This is a genomic window from Streptomyces sp. NPDC126499, assembly GCF_040302485.1.
Taxonomy (GTDB): Bacteria; Actinomycetota; Actinomycetes; order Streptomycetales; family Streptomycetaceae; genus Streptomyces.
Window position 1 is genome coordinate 54,710 of the sequence record NZ_JBEOUO010000030.1, and the last position, 22,917, is coordinate 77,626.

21 protein-coding genes and 1 pseudogene are annotated in these 22,917 nt (G+C 73.7%); 13 read left to right on the forward strand and 9 right to left on the reverse strand.

What is annotated here, in order from left to right; translation table 11 throughout:
• Nucleotides 1-13 precede the first annotated feature (13 nt).
• Nucleotides 14-1,204, forward strand: coding sequence for a hypothetical protein (locus ABTZ91_RS30975; protein WP_352080543.1), 1,191 nt, complete (start codon nt 14-16; stop codon nt 1,202-1,204).
• A gap of 43 nt (nt 1,205-1,247) precedes the next feature.
• On the opposite strand, the gene ABTZ91_RS30980 is transcribed toward ABTZ91_RS30975, so the two are convergent.
• From ABTZ91_RS30980 to ABTZ91_RS30990, 3 genes are all read right to left on the reverse strand, one after another.
• Nucleotides 1,248-2,258, reverse strand: coding sequence for an LLM class F420-dependent oxidoreductase (locus ABTZ91_RS30980; RefSeq protein WP_352080544.1), 1,011 nt, complete (start codon nt 2,256-2,258; stop codon nt 1,248-1,250).
• Nucleotides 2,259-2,391: 133 nt separating this feature from the next.
• On the reverse strand, nt 2,392-3,255 hold the full coding sequence (locus ABTZ91_RS30985) for a DUF5336 domain-containing protein (protein ID WP_352080545.1): 864 nt from the start codon (nt 3,253-3,255) through the stop codon (nt 2,392-2,394).
• A gap of 103 nt (nt 3,256-3,358) precedes the next feature.
• Entirely contained in the window at nt 3,359-4,213 is an 855-nt protein-coding gene (locus ABTZ91_RS30990; RefSeq protein ID WP_352080546.1) for an N-acetylmuramoyl-L-alanine amidase, read from the reverse strand.
• A 339-nt stretch (nt 4,214-4,552) separates the two neighbouring features.
• Here ABTZ91_RS30990 and ABTZ91_RS30995 point away from each other — a divergent pair, with 339 nt between their 5' ends.
• A complete protein-coding gene (locus tag ABTZ91_RS30995; protein ID WP_352080547.1) occupies nt 4,553-6,196 on the forward strand; it encodes a hypothetical protein in 1,644 nt (547 codons plus the stop codon).
• Between the two features lie 59 nt (nt 6,197-6,255).
• Complete coding sequence (locus tag ABTZ91_RS31000; RefSeq protein ID WP_352080548.1) at nt 6,256-7,749, forward strand: membrane-associated oxidoreductase; 1,494 nt, start codon at nt 6,256-6,258, stop codon at nt 7,747-7,749.
• Here ABTZ91_RS31000 and ABTZ91_RS31005 read toward each other — a convergent pair.
• Both ABTZ91_RS31005 and ABTZ91_RS31010 read right to left on the reverse strand, forming a co-directional pair.
• The gene (locus ABTZ91_RS31005) at nt 7,715-8,362 is read right to left on the reverse strand and encodes a class I SAM-dependent methyltransferase (protein ID WP_352080549.1); all 648 of its coding nucleotides are present in this window, start codon (nt 8,360-8,362) and stop codon (nt 7,715-7,717) included. The two genes, ABTZ91_RS31000 and ABTZ91_RS31005, sit on opposite strands and share 35 nt — an antisense overlap.
• Nucleotides 8,363-8,408: 46 nt before the next feature.
• Nucleotides 8,409-8,816 carry an ATP-binding protein gene (locus ABTZ91_RS31010; protein WP_352080550.1) on the reverse strand — a complete coding sequence of 136 codons (408 nt, stop codon included), beginning with the start codon at nt 8,814-8,816 and terminating at the stop codon, nt 8,409-8,411.
• Between the two features lie 85 nt (nt 8,817-8,901).
• Between ABTZ91_RS31010 and ABTZ91_RS31015 the strand changes: the two genes are divergently transcribed.
• The 3 genes from ABTZ91_RS31015 (at nt 8,902) to ABTZ91_RS31025 (ending at nt 11,194) form a co-directional block, all read left to right on the forward strand.
• Nucleotides 8,902-9,750: a helix-turn-helix transcriptional regulator gene (locus ABTZ91_RS31015; protein WP_352080551.1), complete on the forward strand. Its 849-nt coding sequence runs from the start codon at nt 8,902-8,904 to the stop codon at nt 9,748-9,750.
• On the forward strand, nt 9,710-9,988 hold the full coding sequence (locus ABTZ91_RS31020) for a DUF397 domain-containing protein (protein WP_352080552.1): 279 nt from the start codon (nt 9,710-9,712) through the stop codon (nt 9,986-9,988). Before ABTZ91_RS31015 ends, ABTZ91_RS31020 begins: the two co-directional genes overlap by 41 nt.
• Before the next feature lie 195 nt (nt 9,989-10,183).
• Nucleotides 10,184-11,194 (forward strand): alpha/beta hydrolase, encoded by a 1,011-nt coding sequence (locus ABTZ91_RS31025; protein ID WP_352080553.1) that lies wholly within the window; start codon nt 10,184-10,186, stop codon nt 11,192-11,194.
• Nucleotides 11,195-11,233: 39 nt separating this feature from the next.
• On the opposite strand, the gene ABTZ91_RS31030 is transcribed toward ABTZ91_RS31025, so the two are convergent.
• Nucleotides 11,234-12,484: a PQQ-binding-like beta-propeller repeat protein gene (locus ABTZ91_RS31030; RefSeq protein ID WP_352080554.1), complete on the reverse strand. Its 1,251-nt coding sequence runs from the start codon at nt 12,482-12,484 to the stop codon at nt 11,234-11,236.
• A gap of 173 nt (nt 12,485-12,657) precedes the next feature.
• On the opposite strand from ABTZ91_RS31030, the gene ABTZ91_RS31035 reads away from it, so the two are divergent.
• The 3 genes from ABTZ91_RS31035 to ABTZ91_RS31045 are packed head-to-tail and all read left to right on the forward strand — an operon-like array spanning nt 12,658 to nt 14,501.
• Nucleotides 12,658-13,257 (forward strand): hypothetical protein, encoded by a 600-nt coding sequence (locus ABTZ91_RS31035; protein ID WP_352080555.1) that lies wholly within the window; start codon nt 12,658-12,660, stop codon nt 13,255-13,257.
• 17 nt (nt 13,258-13,274) lie between these two features.
• The gene (locus tag ABTZ91_RS31040) at nt 13,275-13,739 is read left to right on the forward strand and encodes a hypothetical protein (RefSeq protein ID WP_352080556.1); all 465 of its coding nucleotides are present in this window, start codon (nt 13,275-13,277) and stop codon (nt 13,737-13,739) included.
• Between the two features lie 57 nt (nt 13,740-13,796).
• Nucleotides 13,797-14,501 (forward strand): hypothetical protein, encoded by a 705-nt coding sequence (locus tag ABTZ91_RS31045; RefSeq protein ID WP_352080557.1) that lies wholly within the window; start codon nt 13,797-13,799, stop codon nt 14,499-14,501.
• A gap of 79 nt (nt 14,502-14,580) precedes the next feature.
• Here the strand turns inward: ABTZ91_RS31045 and ABTZ91_RS31050 are convergent, their stop codons facing one another.
• Both ABTZ91_RS31050 and ABTZ91_RS31055 read right to left on the reverse strand, forming a co-directional pair.
• The gene (locus tag ABTZ91_RS31050; RefSeq protein ID WP_352080558.1) at nt 14,581-15,018 is read right to left on the reverse strand and encodes a DUF4259 domain-containing protein; all 438 of its coding nucleotides are present in this window, start codon (nt 15,016-15,018) and stop codon (nt 14,581-14,583) included.
• 102 nt (nt 15,019-15,120) lie between these two features.
• Nucleotides 15,121-16,188, reverse strand: a complete 1,068-nt coding sequence (locus ABTZ91_RS31055) for a hypothetical protein (RefSeq protein WP_352080559.1) — start codon at nt 16,186-16,188, stop codon at nt 15,121-15,123.
• Nucleotides 16,189-16,315: 127 nt separating this feature from the next.
• On the opposite strand from ABTZ91_RS31055, the gene ABTZ91_RS31060 reads away from it, so the two are divergent.
• The 3 genes from ABTZ91_RS31060 (at nt 16,316) to ABTZ91_RS31070 (ending at nt 21,679) form a co-directional block, all read left to right on the forward strand.
• On the forward strand, nt 16,316-18,739 hold the full coding sequence (locus tag ABTZ91_RS31060) for an acyl-CoA dehydrogenase family protein (RefSeq protein WP_352080560.1): 2,424 nt from the start codon (nt 16,316-16,318) through the stop codon (nt 18,737-18,739).
• Nucleotides 18,740-18,752: 13 nt separating this feature from the next.
• Nucleotides 18,753-19,949 carry a lipid-transfer protein gene (locus ABTZ91_RS31065; RefSeq protein WP_352080561.1) on the forward strand — a complete coding sequence of 399 codons (1,197 nt, stop codon included), beginning with the start codon at nt 18,753-18,755 and terminating at the stop codon, nt 19,947-19,949.
• Nucleotides 19,950-20,215: 266 nt separating this feature from the next.
• Nucleotides 20,216-21,679, forward strand: a complete 1,464-nt coding sequence (locus tag ABTZ91_RS31070; protein WP_352080562.1) for an MFS transporter — start codon at nt 20,216-20,218, stop codon at nt 21,677-21,679.
• A gap of 98 nt (nt 21,680-21,777) precedes the next feature.
• Here the strand turns inward: ABTZ91_RS31070 and ABTZ91_RS31075 are convergent.
• Nucleotides 21,778-22,251, reverse strand: a pseudogene (locus ABTZ91_RS31075) (response regulator); the annotation flags it as partial.
• A gap of 105 nt (nt 22,252-22,356) precedes the next feature.
• On the opposite strand from ABTZ91_RS31075, the gene ABTZ91_RS31080 reads away from it, so the two are divergent.
• Nucleotides 22,357-22,905 carry a GNAT family N-acetyltransferase gene (locus ABTZ91_RS31080; RefSeq protein ID WP_352080563.1) on the forward strand — a complete coding sequence of 183 codons (549 nt, stop codon included), beginning with the start codon at nt 22,357-22,359 and terminating at the stop codon, nt 22,903-22,905.
• The last annotated feature ends 12 nt before the right edge of the window (nt 22,906-22,917 follow it).

Here is a 22,917-nt window from a genome sequence, read left to right on the forward strand (position 1 = left end):
TACGATCCGACGCGTGACGGACGGAATATGGGGGACGCTCACCGGAATGTTCCGAGGGCGTCGGAACGAGGCCGAACTCGCCCGCGTCGACGCGGAGATCACCGCCTTCGGCGAGGCGCTCGCCGGGCACGCCTTCAGCCCCGGCGCGCACGCGGACGACCTGGTGCTCCTCGCCGACTGGCAACAGGCCCTGGACGCCTACGAGCAGGCCAAGCGGGAGTTCGTCGGCGACCGGAACCTGCGGGACGCCGCCGACGTCCTGAGGACCCTCGACACCGGCCGGTACGCCCTCGCCTGCGTGGACGCCGCGCTGGCCGGCCTGCCGCGGCCGCCGCGCACGCCGCTCTGCTTCTTCGACCCCCGGCACGGGCCGTCCACCGACGAGGTCCTGTGGGCGCCGCCGGAGGGCGCGCCCCGGACCGTCGCCGTGTGCGCGGCCGACGCCGTACGCCTCGCCGAGGGCCTGCCACCGATCGCCACCGGCCCACGCGCGCCCCGCCCCCCTGCCGCTGCCGCACCCGCCGCACCCGCCGCGCCCGCCGCGCCCGCCCCGACGCTCCCCGCGCCCCGACCCACCCCCGCCGCGAGACCCACCGCCAGACCCCCGGCCACGCCTTCCACCCCGTCCTCCGACCCCTACGCCACCTGGCCCGACCACACCGCCACCCGCAGCCGCTGGGAGAGCCGCGGGACCAAGGGCGTGCAGCTGCACCGCCCCGACGCCCGGCAGCCCGCCCTCCTCGTCGTACACCTGGAGCGGGCGGCGGACTCGTGGGTCGAGGTGACGGAACCGGTGCGGGAGCCGGGCCGGCCGTGGCAGCTCCTCACTCATGCCTCGGCCCTGACCCGGGCGGTCGTACCGGTCCCGGCGGACGGCGGCGCGGTCGTACGCCTCCACCTGCACACCAGGAAGGGCTGGCGGGCCTGGCTGCACCCGCTGGAGGACGTCCCGCCCCTGGAGGGGCCGTTGACCGGCGAGGGGACGTACGTGGTGCGGCACCCGGGAGGCCGTTCGCCCCTGCGGATCACCCAGGACGAGGGCTCGGCCTTCACGCTGAGCGTCCTGGGTCGTGACCTCAGGACCACGGAGACGCTGTGCAGGGGCGACGGGCCCTTCGCGGCGACCGTCACCGCACCGAGGAAGGAGTGCCTGCTGTACGTGGAGTCGCGTGGTTCCTGGCGGCTGGAGCCGACCTGGGGCTGACCCGGCCCGTTCCCGAGCCGCCCCCCACGGGCCGGGAGAGCGGTCAGGTGGCGAGCTCCGCCAGCACCCGCAGCGTCGCCAGGTCCGGAGCCGTGACCAGCAGGTCCGTCACCGGGCCCTTGCGCCACTCCGCGAGCCGTTCGGCGATGCGCCGTCTCGGGCCGACCAGGGAGATCTCGTCGGCGAAGGCGTCCGGCACGGCGAGCACCGCCTCCTCGCGCCGCCCGGCGGCGAACAGCTCCTGGATGTGCCGGGCTTCCGTCTCGTAGCCCATGCGGCCCATCAGGTCGGCGTGGAAGTTGCGGGTCGCGTGGCCCATGCCGCCGATGTAGAAGGCGAGCGTGTACTTCACCGGCAGCAGCCCGGCGGCGATGTCGTCGCAGACCCGCGCCCGCACCATCGGCGCCACCGTGAAGCCGTCCGGGAGCCGGTCCGGCAGGTCGTACACCTCGGCCCAGCGGCTCGGTGACCAGTAGAGCGGCAGCCAGCCGTCGGCGATGCGGAGCGTCTGCGCGATGTTCTTCGGGCCCTCGGCGCCGAGCAGGACCGGCAGGCCGGCCCGGAGGGGGTGGGTGATCGGCTTGAGGGGCTTGCCGAGGCCGGTGCCGTCGGGGCCGTCGTACGGGAGCGGGTGGTAGCGCCCGTCGAGCGTGACCGGACCCTCGCGGCGCAGCACCTGCCGCACCACGTCCACGTATTCGCGGGTCGCGGTCAGCGGCGAGCGCGGGAACGGCCGCCCGTACCAGCCCTCGACGACCTGCGGCCCGGACAGCCCGAGCCCGAGCAGCATCCGTCCGCCGGAGAGGTGGTCGAGGGTGAGCGCGTGCATGGCGGTGGCGGTCGGGGTGCGGGCGGCCATCTGCGCGACGGCCGTGCCGAGCCGGACGCGGGAGGTGTGGGCGGCGATCCAGGTGAGCGCGGTGAAGGCGTCGGAACCCCAGGCCTCGGCGGTCCACACGGAGTGGTAGCCGAGCCGTTCGGCCTCGCGGGCGAGTTCGAGGTGGGCGGGGGAGGGGCCGCGGCCCCAGTAGCCGAGGGCGAGTCCGAGTCGCATGCCGTCTTCACCCTTCAAGACCCGGGTTTCCTGATGCTCCGTCAGTTTCGGTCGTCGGGCGGGCACTGTACGGCAACGGCCCCCCGCCCGGAAGGGATCCGGGCGAGGGGCCGTCGGGCCGAGCGGTGTGCGGCTAGCCGCGCTGGATGCCGGTGGTGTCCTGGAGGACGCCGCGGCGGCCGTCCTGCGTCTGGGCGACCAGCGCCTGGCCGCGCTGATCGACCGCCAGGTACCAGGTGCCGGGGGCCAGTTCGGCGATCGGCGCCGTGGAGCCGTCCTCGCCGTACAGCGGGCGAGCCACCGGGACCGCGAACCAGAACGGCTGGAAGTCCGAGGCCGGCGCCTGCGCGGCCTGGGGCTGCGGCTGGGCGTCCTGCGGGGCGTGCGGCTGCGGCTGGGCGGCCTGCGGCTGCGCGCCGTAGGGCTGGCCGCCGAGCGACGGGTCCGGCTGGGCACCGTACGGCTGCGGCTGCTGCTGGGCCCCCGGGTAGCCGTAACCGCCGCCGACGCCCGGCTGACCCGGCTGGCCGGCCTGCATGCCGTACGGCTGCGGGGTCTGCGGGCGCGGCGCGCCGAGCAGCGGGCCGCGCAGGGCCGGGACGAGCGGGCCGGCGATGGCGGCGGCGGCCAGGATCAGGGAGGCGATGAGGCCGAGGATGAGGCCCGCGCCGGCGTTGCCGGACTCGAAGACCCACATCAGCAGGGTCCAGGCGGAGGCGACGGTGAACGCCGTGCCCACCTGGCCGAGCTCCAGGCCCGCCACCTTCCGCTGCTGCGGCAGCGCGCGCGAGACGACCACCAGGGCGGCCCCGGCGATGCCCAGGAAGAAGGAGCCCCAGCCGAGCGGCGACATCTCCCACGCGTACGGGGACTCGTACGAGTCGCAGAGGTTGCCCGGGGCGTCACAGCCGGCGATGCCGAGGAACGAGGCGATGAACAGCACCACCGCTGCACCGATCAGCACGCCATCGCCTCGGGTGAGGGAGCGGATATTCACGTAAGAAGTCCTTCGTCGGGTCGTCTCGTCGGGGTGGCGCGAAGCACGGGGGCGGCCCCATCGTACGGAGGGAATCTATCGTTCGCCCGATCGCTCCTCGGTCCTACCCCTCCAGGTAGGCCCCGATGCCGTCCGCGATCCCCTGCGCCGCCCTCTGGCGCCACGCGGGGTCGGTCAGGAGCGCGGCGTCCTTCGGATCACGCATATTGCCGCATTCGAGGAAGACCTTGGGCACGGTTGAGAGATTGAGTCCCCCGAGATCGTCGCGGACGTCCAATCCCGTACCCGCGCCGAGGTAGTTGGCGGGCCGGGCACCGGTCGCGCGGGCGAACGCGGCGGCCAGTTTCTCGCCGAGGGTACGGGACGGGCCGACGATCTTCGCGGTGTCGGCGCCGCCGCCGCTCACCCGCGCGGGCAGGATCACGTGGAAGCCGCGGTTCCCGACCGCCGAGCCGTCCGCGTGGACGGACACGACGGCGTCGGCCCCGGCGGTGTTGCCGATCCGGGCGCGCTCGTCGATGCAGGGCCCGTAGGGGCGGTCGGCGTCATGGACGAGGACCACCTTCGCGCCCTGCTTCACGAGGAGGTCGCGGAGGCGGTGGGAGACGTCGAGGGTGAAGGCGGCCTCGGTGTAACCGGCGTTCGTGGACGTGCCGGTGGTGTCGCACTCCTTGTGGTTCGTCCCGATGTCGACCTTTTTGTTGATTTCCGTCGTATGGCGGAAGTTGCCCGGGTTGTGGCCGGGGTCGACGACGACCGTCCGCCCGGCGAGCGGGGGCGCGGGCCGCGCGGCACCCGCGGTCGAGGCGGTGGCGGTCGCGGCGGTGTGCTTCGCGTCGCCGCTACGGGACCCCTGGGGGGCCTCCGCCGTGCAGGCGGTCAGGGCCAGCGGCAGCGCGAGCGGCAGGGCGAGGGCGAGGAGTTTCCGGTGCGGGAGCTTCCGGTGGTCGTACGGCACCCCGCGACTTTAGGCGGTCGGGGCGCGGAATGCCCGCAGCGGGCAGCGTGTGTGAGAAGTCCGTGAAGGGTAAGTGGGGAGCACCATCACGATGACCACAGAGGGGGACCTGTGGCGGGGGAAGAACCGAACGACGCGCGCCCGGAACCGGCGCCGTGGGAATGGACCGGACGGGCGGCGGGGCAGGAGGGGCCGGGAGGCCCCGGGGGGCCCGGCGGATCCGGCCGATCCGGAGGACCTGGAGGGCCTGAGGGCGTGCCACCGGCCGCGCCTCCACCACCGGCCCCGCCTGCACCACCGGCCCCGCCTGCACCACCGGCCCCGCCCCCGCATCCGCCGGTGTACGACACGGGCCCGCCGCCCGGGCCGGTGCACCAGTCCGGCCCGCCGTCCGGGCCGGTGCACCAGCCCGGCCCGCCGTCCGGGCTCCCGCCGGTGTACGACCCGGGCCCGCCGCCCGCGTCCCCGGCCCCGCCGCCCGCGCCACCGCTCCCGCCCCAGCCCTGGTCCCACGCCGTGGCCGCCGGACTCCTCACCCTCTCCGGGCTCGGCCTCGGCCACGTACTCCTCCGCCAGTGGATCGGCGCCGTCGTCTGCTGGGCGGCCACCGTCGCCCTGCTCGTGACCGCCCTGCCCGCCGACCCCGACGGCGTCCCCACCGGCGCCCTCGTCGCCTACGGCGTCTTCCTGCTCCTCGCCTGCGCGGACGCCGCCCGGCGCGCCCGCCGCGTCCCGCTGCCCTCCTGGGCCTCGGCGCGCCGGGCCCTCGTCGTCCCCGTCGCCCTGGTGCTGCTCGCGGTGCCGGTGGGCGGCGCGTTCGCGTACGGCGCGGCCCGCGACGAGGCGAAGGAGCAGCGGCTCCTGGACCTCCTCGCCTCCGCCGACCGGCTCGTGAAGGACTCGCAGGGCCAGAGCTTCACCAGCGTCGAGTCGACCTACCGCACCGCCCTCACCGCCTACCAGCAGCTCGGCACCGAGCACGCCGGCTCCCGTGCCGGAAAGCTCGTCCCCGACCGCCTCCGGGCCTACTACAAGGCGGTCTCCGCCCCGTACGACAAGAAGGACCACTGCCAGGCCGTCCCCGCGCTCACGCATCTGCGCGCCCTGCCCGACACCGTCGACCGGGCCCTGCTCGGCGACCTCGTCGGCAAGGCCGACGAGCCGCTGGCCGAGTCGTGGTTCGAGTGCGGCACCCGGACGGCCGGCTCGGCGGGCCAGGAGGCCACGGCGGGCGAGCACCTCAACGCCCTGCTCACCACCTTCCCGCAGTCGCCGTACGCGCAGAAGATCGAGCCGACGCTCCGCGAGTCCCTGCGCACCCGCGACAGGTCGATCGGCAGCTCGCCCTGCGACACGGCCACCGAGCTCCGCCGCTTCGACACCACCGTCGACCTGCTGCCGAGCGCGGCCTTCGGGAAGCTCGGGAAGGACACCGAGCGGGCCATCCAGCGCGGCGACTTCGCCTGCGGCCTCGATCACTTCAAGAAGAAGGAGTTCACCGAGGCGGTCTCGGCGATGAACGACTACGTCAAGGCGTACCCCTCCAGCCCGCAGACCGCCCAGGCCCGGAACGTCGCCATCGCCGCCGAGATCGCCGAGGAGTCCCCGGCCGCCGGTGCCAAGGTCCCCTCCGCCGCCACCTCCGACGGCTCCGGCCAGGTCATGGTCGTCAGCAACGACGGCCCCGGCGAGGTCGAACTCCTCTACACCGGCCCCGTCACCGGCCGGATCACCCTCCCCGCCTGCGCCGGCTGCAAGACCTACCCCGCCATCCTCCCGGTGGGCGGCAAGAACAAACCGTGCTCCGGCCCGTCGTCCACGTACCCGAAGCGGACCCTGACGCTGCCCCCGGGCACGTACCACTTCCTCCAGAAGCGGGACGGCACGGCCACGTCGTCGGACGTCCGCAAGGCCAGCAAGGACACGATCGAGTCGGGCTACAGCTACACCAACTGCCTGTACGTGACCTCGCTGTTCTACTGAGGCGGGGAGCGGAAAGGGGAGTTGACAGGTCCGCGGCGGTGGCGCCAGAGTCCCGGCAGGTGGACACGAACGATCTTTCACCCGCCGAGCTGACGGTGTGGCACGCCTTCCCCAAGGGTGCCGCCGTCGACTTCCGCACGACCGACGACGAGGACGCCGCCGGCGGCGCGGACTGGGGCCCGGAGCGCACCGTCCGCGCCGAGGTGCTGCGGGCCCTGCTCCTCAACGCCCCTCAGGAGGACGGCGAGATAGCCGCCCTCCGACTCTCCGGCGCGCGCATCAGCGGCGAGCTCGACCTGTCGTACGGAGTCATCGACCACGCCGTACGGCTGAGCGACTGCCACTTCGAGGCGGCACCGGTGCTGTTCGCGGCCCGGCTGCGCACGCTCAAACTCGACGGTTCCGTCCTGCCGGGCCTGGCCGCCGCCACCGTCCAGGTCGAGGGCATGGTGTACCTGAGCGGCTGCCGCTTCCACGGCCTGGTGCGGCTCGGCGGCGCACGGATCGACGGCGCGCTGTTCATGGAGGGGTGCGAGATCACCCCGGACCCGGAGGACATCGAGAAGTGGCCCGCCCTCCGCCTCGGCCACGCCACCATCGGCGACAACCTGTGGGCCCCGGAGATGCGCGTCCACGGCGAGGTGCGGCTCAGCGGCGCCTCGATCGCCGGATCGGTCACCCTCGACCGCGCCCGCCTCACCCACCCCGGCCACGTCGCCCTCGACGCCCAGACCCTCACCGTCGGCGCCGACCTCCACATGCGTCACGCGCGCGTGGAGGGCTGGATCGGACTGCGGGGCGCCCGGATCCCCGGGCGGCTCGACCTCTCCTACGCCGAGCTGTCCAACCCCGGCGACACGGCGCTGCGCGCCTCCAGCACCGTCATCGGCGAGCTGTGGCTGCGCAGGAGCCCGCCCATGGAGGGCACCCTCAACCTGCGCCGTGCCCAGATCGACGTCCTCTTCCTCGAACCGGACGTGCTGCCGGACGAGGTGCTGCTCAACGGCCTCGTCTACACCACCCTCACCCCGCACGAGCCCGCCGAGCGCCGCCTGCCCATGCTGGACCGGGACGGCGAGGGCTATCTCACCCACGGCTACGAGCAGCTGACCGCCGCCTACCTCCGCACCGGCGACGACCAGGCCGCCCGCGTCGTCCAGCTCGCCAAACTCCGCCGCCACCGCCGCACCCTGCCCTGGCCCGGCCGCCTCTGGGGCCACCTCCAGGAGGTCACCGTCGGCTACGGCTTCCGCCCCGTGCTCGCCTGCGTCTGGCTGCTGTCCCTGCTCGCCGTCGGCTCCGTCGTCTACGGCCTGCACCACCCGCGCCCGCTGAAGGCGGACGAGGCCCCCGACTTCCACCCGGTGTTCTTCACCCTCGACCTGCTGCTGCCGGTGATCTCCTTCGGCCAGGAGGGCGCCTTCGCGCCCGAGGGCTGGTACCAGACGCTGTCCTACGCCTTCGTCGTCGCCGGCTGGATCCTCGCCACCACCGTCTTCGCGGGCGTCACCCGCAGCATCAGCCGCGCCGCAGGACCCGGAGGGAGTCCGTGACCGAGACCTCCTCGAAGTCACCGGACTCCAGCGCCCGCAGATAGATGCGGTACGGGGCCTGGCCTCCGTCCTCCGGGTTCGGGAACACGTCGTGGATGACCAGCAGGCCCCCGGGCGCCACCTTGGGCGCCCAGCCCTGGTAGTCGGCCGTCGCGTGCTCGTCGGTGTGCCCGCCGTCGATGAACACGAAGCCCAGCGGGCCGGTCCAGACGCGCGCCACCTGCGGCGAGCGGCCGACCACCGCGATCACGTGCTCCTCGAGGCCCGCCTTGCGGAGCGTACGGCGGAAGGTCGGCAGCGTGTCCATGACCCCGACCTCCGGGTCGACCACGGTCGGGTCGTGGTACTCCCACCCCGGCTGCTGCTCCTCGCTGCCCCGGTGGTGGTCCACCGTCACCGCGACCGTCCCCGCCCGCCTGGCCACGTCCGCCAGGAGGATCGTCGAACGGCCGCAGTACGTGCCGACCTCCAGGAGCGGCAGTCCCAGCTTCGCCGCCCCCGCGGCCGCCTCGTACAGCGCGAGCCCTTCCCTGACCGGCATGAAGCCCTTCGCGGCCTCGAAGGCGGCGAGGATCTCGGGGCTGGGCTCGGTGAGGACGTCGGCGGCGGCCATGGGGGCTCCTACTGGCGGGTACGCGGTTCTGGGCGCCCATCGTGCCCTATGCGTCGCACTCGAACCACACCGTCTTCCCGTCCGCCCCCTCCACCACCCCCCACCGGTCCGTCACGGCCTCCACCAGCGTCAGCCCGCGCCCGCCCTCGGCCAGCGGCTCCGGCGCCTTCGCGACGAGCGTCCCCCGCTCCCCGTCCGCCACCTCCACCCGCAGCCCGTACGGCTCGCGCAGGATCAGGCCCGTGCACCGCCGGCCGGGGACGTGCCGGACGACGTTCGCCACGAGCTCGGTCAGCGCCAGGGCGGAGGAATCGGTCAGGTGGTCGAGCCGCCAACGCGTGAGGAACATGCGCAGGATGCGGCGCATGTGACCGGCGGAGTGCTCACCCACGGTGAAGCCCATGCGGTAGGTCGTGCCAAGTTCCGCAGGGTAGAGGTCTGTTGCGTGATTCATGCCACCAGATTGGAGCGCTCCCGTTACGCTCGGCTACTAGGCGGAACCAACGCGTGAAAGCGTGACCTTGGGGGTGAACCTCGCCGTGGCCAACATCAGGAACCTCGATCCCAGTGCCTCGCCGCTGGACTACTACGGCTACGAATTACGCCGATTGAGGGAGGAGGCGGGGCTCAAACAGGACGAGCTGGGTGGCATCCTCTTCTGTACCGGCTCCCTGGTGGGCCAGATCGAGACGGCGAAGAAGGTCCCGACGCGCCGCTTCTCGGAGCAGCTGGACGCGGCGCTGATGACGGGCGGGCTGTTCTCGCGGCTGATCGGGCTTGTGCTGAAGAGCCAGTTGCCGAACTGGTTCCAGCCGTACGCGGAGATGGAGGCGAAGGCGACCTACATCTACTCCTTCCAGATGGGAGTGGTGGACGGCCTCCTCCAGACCCCGGAGTACGCCCGCGAGATCCTTGGCGTGCGGATGGAGGGCGACCTCGACGCCAAGGTCGCCGCTCGCATGGAACGTCAGCGCATCCTGGACCGCGAGACCCCGCCGTTGTGTTGGGTGGTCATGAGTGAGGCGGTACTCCGCCAGGAGGTCGGCGGCCGGGAGGTGATGCGAGCCCAACTCGCGCACCTGTTGCGTATGCAGGAGCGGGAGTGGGTGAAGATCCAGATCCTGCCGTTCTCGGCGGGAGCACATGTGGGGGTGCTGGGGTCCTTCAACCTCCTGCGGTTCGAGGACGACCCCGACATCGTCTATACGGAGGACTTCGTCCAAGGGCACATGACTGCCGATGCAGCCGCCGTCAGGGAAGGGTTCCTCCGTTACGATCACTTGCGGGCCGCTGCCCTTTCCGTGGAGGACTCGGCCGCACTGATCGCCCGGGTGATGGAGGAACAGTATGGGGACCGAGCTGAACCTGACCGGAGTGAGCTGGCGTAAGTCCTCGTTCAGTGGCGACACCGGCGGCCAGTGCGTCGAGTGCGCGCCCCTCGGCGCCGCCGCCTGGCGTAAGTCCTCGTACAGCAGCGACACCGGCGGGCAGTGCATCGAGGTCGCCGACCTCGCCGCCCACGTCGCCGTACGCGACTCCAAGAACCCCACCGGCCCCCACTTCCTCGCCTCCCCGGCGGCCTTCACGGCGTTCGTGACGGCCGCCGCCGAGGAGCGGCTCGGCTGAGGGCGGGGGCTCGGTCGTGGCGACGCTCTTAGGGATGCTGATCCTCGCCGTGGCGCTGCCGACGTGGGTGGGGATCGCGCTCGCCGGGCGGTTGCGGAACCGGCGGGGCGACGGGCCCGCCCCGGGGTGGAGCAACCCGACCGTGCTCGTGGTCACCGGGTGCCTTGCGCGCCGCGCACGACGGGCGGCGGCCTCATGAGTGGGCCGACGCCGCTCGATCCCGAAGTGGCCGCCGCCGTCGATGCCGTGGATCCGGCGTGGCGGGAGCCGGTCACGCCGGAGAACCTGGCGGAGCGGCAGGCGCGGGACGCGGCGAGCCGGCCACGGCCGACGGTCGAGGAGCTGCGGGCGGGCGGTCTGTTCGCGGTGGAGGAGCTGCGGGTGCCGGGGCCGGCGGGCGCGCCGGATGTGACGTTGGTGAGCGCGCGGCCGGCCGGGCTCGACGGACCGCTGCCACTGCTCTACTACCTGCACGGCGGCGCGATGGTGATGGGCAACGCCTGGTCCGTGCTGCCGACGGTACTGCGCGAGTGGGCGCTGCCGCTGGGGCTCGCGGTGCTGTCGGTGGAGTACCGGCTGGCGCCCGGGGTGCGCTATCCGGAGCCGCTGGAGGACTGTTACGCGGGTCTGGTCTGGGCGGCCGGAAACGCGGCCCGACTGGGCGTGGACGCCGACCGGCTGGTCCTCGGCGGCAAGAGCGCGGGCGGCGGTCTCGCGGCGGCGCTCGCGCTGCTGGCCCGAGACCGAGGGGGCCCGGTCGCGCTCGGGCAGATCCTGCTCTCGCCGATGCTGGACGACAGCCTCACGACCTTCTCCGCACGCCAGATGTCGGGCGTCGACATGGGAGACCTGACCTCGCACGAGACCGCGTGGCAGGCGTACCACGGCGAGCTCCGGCGCTCGGCCGACCTGCCGCCGTACGCGGCCCCGGCCCGCGCGACGGACCTGTCCGGGCTGCCCCCGGCGTATGTGGAGGTCGGGTCGGCGGAGATGTTCCGCGACGAGGGCGTGGCCTACGCGAACGGCATCTGGCAGGCGGGCGGCCAGGCCGAACTGCACGTCTGGTCCGGCGCCTGCCACCACTTCGACGGCCTGGCACCGCGCGCCGCCGTCACCCAGGACGCCCGTGCCGCCCGCACGCGCTGGCTCCGCCGCCTCCTCACGCAGGCCCGGACCGGCCGGGAGACCCCACCGACGGAAGCCTGACGGCTCGGCCGCCGGTGGGGGCGTCCGCCGGGACGTCGGTCACCAGCGCTCGTACACGGAGAACGGCGGCATGCTGTCGTCCGCGTGGACCAGGATCACCAGGTCCTGGTAGGTGAACACGCCCGCGATGGACCGCACCTCGGAATCGCGGAAGGACCGGTCGTCCTCCTCGTCGCCCGTGGCCGCGTCGAGGACGGTCATCAGGTCACCGTGCCGGTGGGCGCGCGCCACCGTCACCCGGCCGTCCGTCACGTCGAAGTCGTCCCCCGCGACCTTCGTCCGCCACAGCTGGTCACCGCTCGCCAGGTCGAAGGCGACGATCCCGCTGAAGTACGTGCTCTCCCCGTCCCCGGCCCAGACGCTCGCGAAGAGCCGTCCGCCCTCCACGCGCGTGCTCATGAGCTTGCCGTAGTCGCCCGCCCCGGCGATCCTGGCCCGCGTGCGGCCGTCCGGCCCGTAGGAGAGAACGCCGCTGGTCTTCCCGTCGGCTTCGTCGACGCGTACCGCCGGCGGATCCGCGGACAGCACGCGCAGCTCGGCATCCTCGTCCACACCGCGCCGGGCGTCGACGGGCACGGTCCACCGCGTCTTGCCGTTCGCGGGGTCGTACGCGAGGAGCGTGGCCTCGGTGCCGCACATCAGGGCGGCGACCACCTGCTTCGGGGCGAGGGCGAGGTCGTGCGGGTCGCAGCCCTTCGGCAGGGGTGCCGTCCAGCGCGGGGCACCCGTCTTCAGGTCGACGGCGCGCAGCCGGTCCCCGTCGCGGAGCACGCCGAGGCCGCCGCCGGCGGTGGCCACCTTGTCCAGGAAGTCCGCCGCGACACCGTCGGTGCGCCACAGTTCCCGGCCGTCGGCGAGGTCGACCGCGGCGACGGTGGCACAGTCCTTCTCCGCCGGCCTCGCCTGGCGGTAGGCGACCAGGGAGACCCCGGCGGCGGCGTGGTGGTTCGTGGCGCAGATCTCCGCCCGGTCGGGCACGAGGTATTCCCAGCGCTTCTTCCCCGACCGGACGTCGAAGGCCGTCACGGCGTCGGCGCGGCTACGGACCACCGCGTCGCCCGCGAGCGAGACCTCCCCTCCGTCCTCGCTCGGCCCGGTGTCACGGGGGCCGTCCCAGACCTTGGCCATGGAGAACCCGGGGGCATAGCCCGAGTCGGGCAGGATGACGGCGGCGATGAGGCCGCCGAGGAGGAGGAGTATCCCGACGAGGGTCGCGAGTGGCGCGAGGCACCCTTTGACGAACCAGGTTCCCTGGCCGGTCCTGTCCGTGCCGTTCGTTTCTGCCGTCATGCGATTCCCACCCCTGGTCCGACCGGCGACAAGCCAACAGGCTAGCTGTGCAGGGGTCATGCGACCGGGGTGGGGGAGCGGGGGCGCGCGGAGGGGGCGAGAGGGGCGTGGAGCGGCTGCCACGGGTGGCGTGACCTGCCCGTCTGGTGACGGAACGCTATCGTCCGGTGACCATGAGGACGAACACGCTGGCCCTGGCCGCCGCGTCGGCGGCCGTCGTGCTGCTGACGGCCCCGCCCCCCGCCCCGGCTCGGGCGATCCCGGCCGCCGCCAGGCCGCACCATTGCGAAGAGGGCCAGTCCGACTCGCGAGGCCGCTCCTCCGTGGACGGCACTGAGCTGGCGTGGGACGACAGTTCGCGGTTCGACGACGCACGCAAGCACGCGGTCAAGGTCTGGACGGCGGGCACGCTCAAGCAGGTGACGATCAAGGCCGACGGGGCGACGAGCTACGCCGATCTGGAGTGGCGGGACGCCGACAGCTCCACCGGTCAGTGGAAGAACGTCTACGGGCGGTGGGATCCGAACACCGGAACCGACTACCTCTGGATGAACAAGGCCTACCTGAACCCGGGGAAGTCGCTGGGCAAGGACGAGCACCGCAGGCGGGTCGCCGCTCACGAGCTGGGGCACGCGCTCGGCTTCTGCCACAAGGACTACGGGACGGGGCAGTACCCCTCGGTGATGTGGGCGGAGTACGGCCACATCGAGGGGAAGAGGATCAACGGGCCGACCCCGAACGACGTCAAGGCGTATCACGCACTGTGGGGATGAACATGATCAGGAAGTCCTTGGCCCTGGCAGTGGGTGCCGTGGCCGCCGGAGCGCTGGCCGTGGGCGGTTGGCTCGGCTACCGGCACATGGAGCAGCAGGTCGCACCGGGAGAGGCCCTGCGCGGCTACGACGCGCGCAGCCCCGCGAGCACGGCGCCCCACACCGAGAACGTCTTCACCGGACGCGTCACCGCGTTCGAGGGGCAGCGCGACATCGAGGGCTGGACGCAGGACGTGTACCGGGTCGAGGTCACCTCCGTCCTGCGCGGGAACCTGCGGGGCACGGTGCGGGTCACGTACGGCGGTGACGAGGGCGCCACCGGCCGGCTGGCGGACGGTACGACGTACGTGTTCGCCACCCATGCCTGGGCGGACGCGGCGAAGGACGGTCACGCGCAGCTGTACCAGGGGCCGATGAAGCCCGTGGACGCGGCGCAGCTGTCCGTGTGGAAGCGGGCGGTGGCGCTTCCCGTGGTGCCGTAACGCCGTACCGCGTCAGGGGGGCGGTCCTTGCCCGGCCTACGATGCTCCCGAGGGAGCGTGGTGGAGGACGTGTTCGAGACGGCGGGGAGACCGCCGAGCGGCTGGATGCACGCCGTGTTCGACGGCGGCCCGTACGCGGACGACGTGGGACGCTGCGTCCCCGGCCCGCCCGCGCGCGAACTCCTGCGGGTCGAGGTGCCCGGGGGCGGTGAGCACGTGTACCGGCTCTCGGCCGTGGGCTCGTGGTCCGACCCGGACGACCCCATCGCCCTCTACGGGCCCGACGCAGCGCCCGCGCCCCCTCCGCTCCTGACCGCTCAGGAGCGGACCTGGATCAGGCAGCAGCGGCTGCGGCAAGGAGAGGACCCGTCCGTGCTCGTCGCGTTCGACTCACGCGGGAACATGACCAAACGACCCTCCAGGCCCCGCATCGGCATCATGCTCGCCGCGCTGGGGCGGGGGAACGAGCACATGGTCCTGCAGCGGCTGGACGACGAACGCGAAGGCGACTGGTACGTCCAGGTCCGCCTGCGCGACGACAACGTCTACCAGCTGGAACACCGCGACGGCAGCGCGGCGGAGCACTATTGGACGCTCACCGTCTCGCAGGACAAGGTGCGCGACGCCCTGCTCGGCTGGGCCGCGGGCAAGGCCGACTGGCGCGGCGGCTTCATGTGGAACGGCATCGGCGCGGAGCCCGACGGGCAGGGCGACGGTCCGGAGCCCGACGGGCAGGGTGACGGTCCGGCGGACGGCGGCTGACGCCTGGTCCACCACCTCGGCCTCCCCGGCTGACGCCTGGTCCACCACCTCGGCCTCCCCGGCGGACGGCGGCTGACGCCTAGTCCGCCTGGGCCGCCCCGGCCCCGGCCGCCGCCCCCGCCAGCACCGTCCGCAGCCGCTCCACGCCCGCCCGCCACGGGCCCGCCTCGCCGCTCTCGGACCACAGTTCAAGGAGCTCCGAGTCCTTGCCGAGGACGCGGTCGAGGGCGGCGACGGCCGCCGGGCGGAGCTCGGGCGGGAGCGGCGGTATGGGCTCCTCCGGGCCGTACGCGGTGGTGACCGGGTCGCCGCCCGGGCACTGCGCGGCCACCAGGGCCGCCGCCGCGACGGCCTCCACCGCCAGGTCCGCGTCCAGGTAGTCCTCGCCGGTGTCGGTCACCTCGCGGAACGCCGCCAGGAGTACGTCCGCCCGCTCCGCCGCCGGGGCCTCGTCGACCGTGTACGAGAAGTCGGCGGCGGTGTCGTTGTCGAAGGGGCCGATGTCCCAAGTGCCCATGGCGTGCTCGCTCTCTCTGCTGCTCCGTGCGGTGCCCTGCTCCCGCATCGTGACAGGCACCACTGACAGTGCCCCCCTCCGTGGAGGGGGGCACGTGCTGCCCTAGAGCGCGTCGGTCAGGCGGTAGACCGCGAACATGTCGTTCTTGCGCGGGTCCTCGCCCCCGTTGGGCCAGTAGGACGCCTCGACGCCGACCCAGCCGCGGAAGGTGCCGGTGTCGTCGATGACCTGGTACATCGGCTTCACGTGCGAGTTGCCGGTGTAGCAGGTCTCGCCCCGCTCCAGGGCCAGGCAGCTGCACCAGTGCCACATGGTGTCGCGGCGGTCGGTGTTGGAGAGCTTCTGGATGTAGTACTGGATGGAGGAGATGTTCGCGGTGGTGCCACCCCCGTAGTTGGGGCAGCCGCCCTCCTTCTGGCAGGCGGCCGACGAGCTCGGCTGGAGGTACGTCAGGCACCACGTGGTGGTGTCACAGGTGCGGAACCGGGTGTGCCCGAAGGTGCCGCCGATGGGCTGGGTCACGTCCTTGGCCCAGGACGTGCCCTGGAGCTTGATCTCGGCCGGGTGGGCCTGCACGGAGGACATCGCGCGGCGGGTGGTCAGGGCCGCGTTGGAGCCGTAGGCGTAACCGGTGGTGGCCTTGGTGTTGTAGAGGAAGGACAGGCGGGCCAGGTTCGTGCCGGTCTCGATCTTCCACTGCTCGGTCCACGCGGTGGCGTGGTTCCAGGAGATCCACACGATGGGCGTGGCCACCCCGTCGATCGTCACCGTGCGCAGCTCGTAGACGCCGGTGCGCAGCTCGGTGGGGGCGCCGGTGAAGCCGCCGGCGGTCTTGATCTCGCAGGCGAGGACGTGGGTGGTGCTCTTCAGGTCGTTCGACGAACAACTGCTGTCGGGCACGGTGCCGGTGCCGACGCGGGCCTTGGGATCGGTGTGGGACCAGACGTACATGCGGGCCGCGACCGTGCCGGCCGCGGCGTCGAACTCGTACGTGCCGAGGCGCACCCAGTTGTTGCGGGCGGCGTCCTTGAGGTGACCGAGGGAGACGACGTAGTTCGCCTTCCCGCCCGGCAGCTCCTGGGCGTTGGCCTGGGCCGGCAGGACGGTCGCGGCGGTGGCCGCGACGGCCACCAGGAAGGCCATGGCGAGTGTGCGTGCGATACGGAACATGGCGCTGATTATGACGGTGCTGACGCGAGCATGATCGCGCCCGTCTCGGGGTGGGGCGGATCGGCGAACGGGACCGTACCGTATCTGACCTTCCGTCAGATTGAAACGTGTTCTACTCTGCCGTGTCATGGGCATCGCCATCACGCACGAACAGCGGGAGCTCGCCCGATCCGTCCGCGGCTGGCTCACCCGCGCCGTACCGCGCGAGGACGTCCGCAAGCACCTCGACGTCCCCGGCCTCGCCGCCGTCCGGCCCGCCCACTGGGACGGCGCCGTCGCGCAGGGGCTCACCGGCATCCACCTCCCCGAGGAGTACGGGGGCGGGGGCGGCGACCTCGTCGATCTCGCCGTCGTCCTGGAGGAGACGGCACGGGCCCTGCTGCCCGGGCCGTATCTGCCCGCCGTCCTCGCCGCCGAGCTGCTGCACCGCGCCGGGCGCGGACCGGAGGCCGCCGCGCTCGCGGGAGGGGCACGGATCGGGGCCGTGGCCCTGGGCGCGGGGGCGATGACCGCCGTGCGCACGGGCGACGGATACGTGCTCGACGGCATCGCCCCGCCCATCCTCGGCGGGGCCGCCGCCGACCTGCTCGTCCTCGCCGCCACCGATGGTACTGACGGCACTGACGGGATCACGGGCGCCGACGGCACCACCGGCGGGACTATCGGCACCGCAGTCGCCGACGGCGCCACCGGGACCACAGGCGGGACTATCGGCACCACCGGCACCGACGGCGCCACCGGCGCCACCGGGACCACAGGCGGGACTATCGGCGCCACGGGCGCCGACGGCGCCACCAGCACCGACGGCTCCACCGGCTCCACCGGCACCGACGGCACCACCGGCGCCACCGCCACCACCACCGACGGGATCGTGTGGCTTGCCGTCGACGCCGACACCCTCGCCGTACGCCCGCACGCCGGCGCCGACCCCATCCGGCCGACCGCCGAGGTGACCGCCGACCGCGTCCACGTGCCCGCGAGCCGCGTCCTCGCCCTCGACTCCGCCCTCGTCCGTGACCTCGCCGCCGTCCTCTTCGCCGCCGACGCCTGCGGCACCGCCGCCCGCGCCCTCGACCTCGCCACCGAACACGCCCGCACCCGCGTCCAGTTCGGCCGGCCCATCGGGCGGTTCCAGGGCGTCAAACACCTCTGCGCCGACATGCTCGTCCGCCTCGAACAGGCCCGCGCGCTCACCTGGGACGCCGCCGGCGCCGCACGCGAGACCGACCCCGCCGTACGGTCCCTGACCGCCGCCCTCGCCGCCGCCACCGCGCTCGACACCGCGTACACCGTCGCCAAGGACTGCGTCCAGATCCTCGGCGGCATCGGCTTCACCTGGGAGCACGACGCCCACCTCCACCTGCGCCGCGCCCTCGTCGCCCGCCAGCTCCTCGGCCCCGGCGACACCCACCGCCTCACCGCCCTACGCCACGCCGCCGCCGGCACCCGGCGCGCCCTGCGCGTCGAACTCCCCGAGGAGGCCGAGGAGTTCCGTACGGCCGCCCGCGCCGCCCTCGCACCCGCCGCCGGACTCGACCCGCGCGCCGCGCGCCGGGCCCTCGCCGACACCGGCTACGCGGCCCCGCACCTCCCGGAGCCGTACGGACTCGGCGCCGGGCCCGTACAGCAGCTCGCCGTGCACAGGGAGATGGAGGCGGCCGGCATCACCCTCAGCCCGCTGTCCGTCGCCACCTGGGTGATCCCCTCCCTCATCGCCTACGGCACGCCGGAGCAGCGGGAACGCCACCTCGGCCCCACCCTGCGCGGGGAACAGCGGTGGTGCCAGCTCTTCTCCGAGCCCGAGGCCGGATCCGACCTCGCCTCCCTCCGTACGCGCGCCGAGCGGACGGCGGACGGCACCGGCTGGCGGATCAACGGGCAGAAGGTCTGGACGAGCGCCGCCCGGCAGGCCGACCACGGCATCCTCCTCGCCCGCACCGACCCGGACGCGCCCCGGCACCGCGGCCTCACCTACTTCCTCGTCGACATGCGCGGCACCCCCGGCATCGACATCCGCCCGCTGAAGGAGATCACCGGTGAGTCGCTCTTCAACGAGGTGTGGTTCGACGACGCCGTCCTCCCCGCCGACGCCGTCGTCGGCGAGGTGAACGACGGCTGGCGGGTCGCCCGCCACACCCTCGGCAACGAACGCGTCCACATGGCCGACCAGGTCGCCTTCGACACCGGACTCGAAGCGCTCATCACGGCGGCGAGCGGTGCCGACGGTCACGTACGGGCCCGGGTCGGCGCCCTCGTCGCCGAGGCCCACGCCCTGGCCTGCATCGGCCTGCGCACCACCCTGCGCCAGGTCTCCGGCCTCGAACCCGGCCCGGGCGCGAGCGTCCGCAAGCTCGTCCAGACCGTCCACCAGCAGAAGGTCGCCGAACTCGCCCTCGAACTCCTCGGCCCGGCGGGCGCGGTGGCGGAGGGCGCGGGGGAGCGGGCCGTGCACGGGCTGCTGATGTCGCGCTGCCTGACCATCGCGGGCGGGACCACGCAGGTACAGCTCAATGTCGTCGCCGAGCGGCTGCTCGGCCTGCCGAGAGACTGAGGGGGCCCAGGAGATGGGCAAGGCGTACATCGTCGGTGTGGGCATGACGAAGTTCGAGAAGCCGGAGACCCGCGACTGGCAGTACTGGGACATGGCGAAGGAGGCCGGCACCGCCGCCCTGGCCGACGCGGGCATCCCGTACGAGCGCGTCGAGCAGGTGCCCGTCGGCTACTGCTTCCAGCCCTCCACGGCCGGGCAGCGCGCCGCGTACGAACTCGGCCTGACCGGCGTACCCGTGTACAACGTCCACAACAACTGTGCGACGGGGTCGACCGCGCTGATGATGGCGCGTCAGTTCGTGGAGGGCGGGATCGCGGACTGCGTCCTCGCGCTCGGCTTCGAGAAGATGGCGCGGGGCGCGCTGGGCGGTGGAGCCGGAGCCGGGGACTTCGCCACGTCCCCGGTCGCCCGGCACTACGGGATCATGGCCGCCGGGCACGGCTTCGCGACGTCCCCGCCCACCGCCCAGATCTTCGGCAACGCGGCCCGCGAGCACATGGACCGCTACGGGACGACCGAGGCGCAGCTCGCGGCCGTCGCCGCCAAGAACCACCGGCACTCGTCCCGCAACCCCCGCGCCCAGTTCCAGGACGTCCACACGGCCGAGGAGATCCTCGCCGCCAGGACCGTCCACCGGCCGCTGACCAGACTCCAGTGCTCGCCGACCTCGGACGGCGCGGCGGCGGCGGTCGTCGTCTCCGGGCGGTTCGTGAGCGAACACGGGCTCGCGGGCCGGGCGGTGGAGATCGTGGCGCAGGCGATGACGACGGACACCGAGGAGTCCTTCGCGTCCGGCTCCTGCATCGACGTCGTCGGCCGCCCCATGTCCCGGGCGGCGGCCCGGCAGGTGTACGAGGCGTCCGGGCTCGGCATCGAGGACGTGGACGTGGTCGAGCTGCACGACTGCTTCTCCGTCAACGAGCTGCTGACCTACGAGGCCCTCGGCATGTGCGAGGAGGGCGCCTCCGGCAAGCTCGTCGAGTCGGGCGCGACGACGTACGGCGGACGGTGGGTCGTGAACCCCTCGGGCGGCCTCATCTCCAAGGGACATCCGCTGGGCGCCACGGGTCTCGCGCAGGCCGCCGAACTGGTGTGGCAGCTACGGGGCGAGGCGGGCGGACGCCAGGTGGCGGGCGCGCGGGTGGGCCTCGCGCACAACATCGGGCTCGGCGGCGCGGCGGTGGTGACGATGCTGCGGGGCGGGGTGTAGGGGCCGGCGGTGCCGGGCGGGGGGTGGTCAAGGGGCGGACGGCGTCCCGGCCTGGGGTGGTCAAGGGGCGGATGACGTCCCGGGCTGGGGTGGTCAAGGGGCGGATCGCGTCCCGGGCTGGGGCCGGAGGGCGGGGGCCGGTCGGTCCCCGGGCCCGGCCCCCCGGGCCCGGCCCCCGGGCCCGGGGGCTGTCCGGGTCCCGGGCCTGTCCCGGGCGCGGTCGTAGGGCGTGCGGCCGATGTACGGGGCGGGCCCGTTCTGCGACCATGACCCGCATGCCGCAGACACGCACCGCGAAGGACTCCGCCACCGACCCCTCCATATCCCCGCCCGCCCGCCTCTGGCTGGTGGTCCTCGTCGCCTGCGCGGGCCAGTTCCTCGTCGTCCTCGACGTGTCCGTCGTCAACGTGGCGCTGCCGTCGATGCGGACGGCCCTCGGGCTCACCGCGCCGGGCCTCCAGTGGGTGGTGAGCGTGTACTCGATCGCGTTCGCCGGCTTCATGCTGCTCGGCGGGCGGGCGGCGGACCTGTTCGGCCGCAAGCGCATGTTCATGGCGGGACTCGCGCTCTTCACGCTGGCTTCGGTGGCGGGCGGGCTCGCCACCGAGGGCTGGCAGTTGCTCGCCGCCCGCGCCGTGCAGGGCCTCGGCGCGGCCGTCCTCTCGCCGTCCACGCTGACCCTCGTGACCGCCGCCGTCCCCGCCGGGCCGGCCCGCACCCGGGCCGTCGGCACCTGGACCGCCGTCGGGGCGGCCGGCGGCGCGGCGGGCGGTTTCGTCGGCGGCGTCCTCGTCGACCTGCTCTCCTGGCGCTGGGTCCTGCTCATCAACGTGCCCGTCGGCGCCCTCGTCCTGCTCGGCGCCTTCTGCTGGCTCGGCGAGAGCCGCGCGGGCGGCGGGCGGCGCCTGGACCTGCCGGGCGCCGTCCTCGTCACGGCGGGCCTGGCGACCCTCGCGTACGGCATCGTGCAGACGGAACAGTCGGGCTGGGCGTCGGCCGCCACCGTGCTGCCCCTGGCGGCGGGTGCGCTGCTGCTCCTCGTCTTCGTGCTCGTCGAACGGCGGGCGGCGGAACCGCTGATGCCGCTGCGGATCTTCCGTACGCGGGCGGTGTCGGCCGCCAACGTGACGATGTTCCTGTGCGGCTCGTCCTCGTTCGGCATGTGGTTCTTCATGACGCTCTACGCCCAGAACGTGCTCGGCTACCCGCCGCTCCAGGCCGGCCTCGCGCTCGTGCCGAGCTCGGCCGCCGTCATCGCCGGCTCCAAACTGGCCCCGCGCCTGATGCCGCTCATCGGCCCCCGCACCTCCGCCGTCCTCGGCGCCCTCGTCGCGGCGACCGGCTTCGCCTGGCAGTCCACGATGACCGCCGACGGCGGCTTCCTGACCACGATCCTGGGCCCCGGCATCCTCATGATGTTCGGCATCGGCGTCGCCTCCACCCCCCTCGCCATCCTCGCCACCACCGGCGCCCCCACCTCCGAGGCCGGCCTCGCCTCCGGCCTCATCAACACCTCCCGCACCATGGGCGGCGCCCTCGGCCTCGCCACCCTCTCCACCGTCGCCGCCTCGGTGACCGCGGGCGCCACCACCCCGGAGGCCCTGACCTCGGGCTACGCGGCGGCGTTCCGGCTGGCGGCGTGCGTGCTCGTGGGGACGGCGGTGGTGATGGCGGTGTGGCTGCCGAAGCCGAAGTCGAAGCCAAAGCCGGAGGCGAAGCCGAAGGGGTGACAATGCCGCCCGTGGCCGGCCGTGCGCCGTAGCGCCGCCGCCTAGGGCACCGGCGGGCGGGCACGTGCGGCGTTGCCGCCGATACCTCCGCTCCCGCCGATACCGTCACGGGCGCTGCTTCCGGTCCCGTTGCCCGCCTTCCGGGCGGCGCCGGTCGCGAGGGCCGGGTCGACGACCGTCTCGCCGCGCAGGGCCCGGCGGATCGCCTCGGCCAGCTCCTCGACCGGCCCGTCCTTGACCAGGAAGCCCGCCGCCCCGGCCTCCAGTGCCCGGCGCAGCCGGTCCGGGCCGCCGAAGGTCGCGAGGACGAGGACCCGGCAGTCCGGGACCTCGTCCCGCAGGTCCGCCGCCGCCTCGAACCCCGAGCGCCCCGGCAGCTCGACGTCCAGGAGCGCCACCTCCGGCCGCGCCGTCAGCGCCGCGTCCACGACCTCGTCCCCGCGCCCCACCTGCGCGACGACCTCCATGTCCGGCTCCATCCGGAGCAGCAGCGCGAGCCCGCCGCGCCGCATGCCCGGATCCTCGGCGAGCAGGACTCTGGTGCGCCGGAGCGGACGGTGGTCCCGCGGCATCTCGTTCACGAGGAACAGCGTAGATCCGGCGGGCCGTTGGGGCGCGCCGGGACGGCGGTCCAGGGCGTCCGGCCACTCGCGCGGGCGTGCGATAGGTTGCCCGCCATGACCGCACTCGGACCCGACGCCTGGCCGCCCGCCCCGATCACGACCGAACGGCTCGTGCTGCGCGAGTCGGAGGCCCGCGACCGGGCCGCCTTCGTCGAGCTGTTCGCGTCGCCGGAGGTCGGCACGTACATCGGTGGCGCCCGGCCGCGCGACGAGCTCGACCGGGCGATGCCCGAGGTGCCCGGCCGGCGGCCCGGCCTGTTCGTCATCGAGGCCGAGGGGGCGATGATCGGCATGATCACGCTCGACCCGCGCGCCCCGGAGCGCCCCGGCCACGTCCGCCCGGAGGGCGGGGAGGCCGAGCTCGGCTACCTGCTCCTGCCGCACGCCTGGGGACGCGGTTACGCCGCCGAGGCGTGCGCGGCGGCACTCGACTGGTTCGCCGCCACCTTCCCCGGCGAGCCGGTGGTCCTCTCCACCCGGACCGCCAACGCCCGCGCGATGCGCCTCGCCGAGAAGCTGGGATTCACCGAGGCGGAGCGATTCGAGGAGTACGGCGCCGAGCAGTGGTTCGGGGTCTGGTCCCCGGCCCCGCCGACCGCCTGAGCCGGGTGTCCG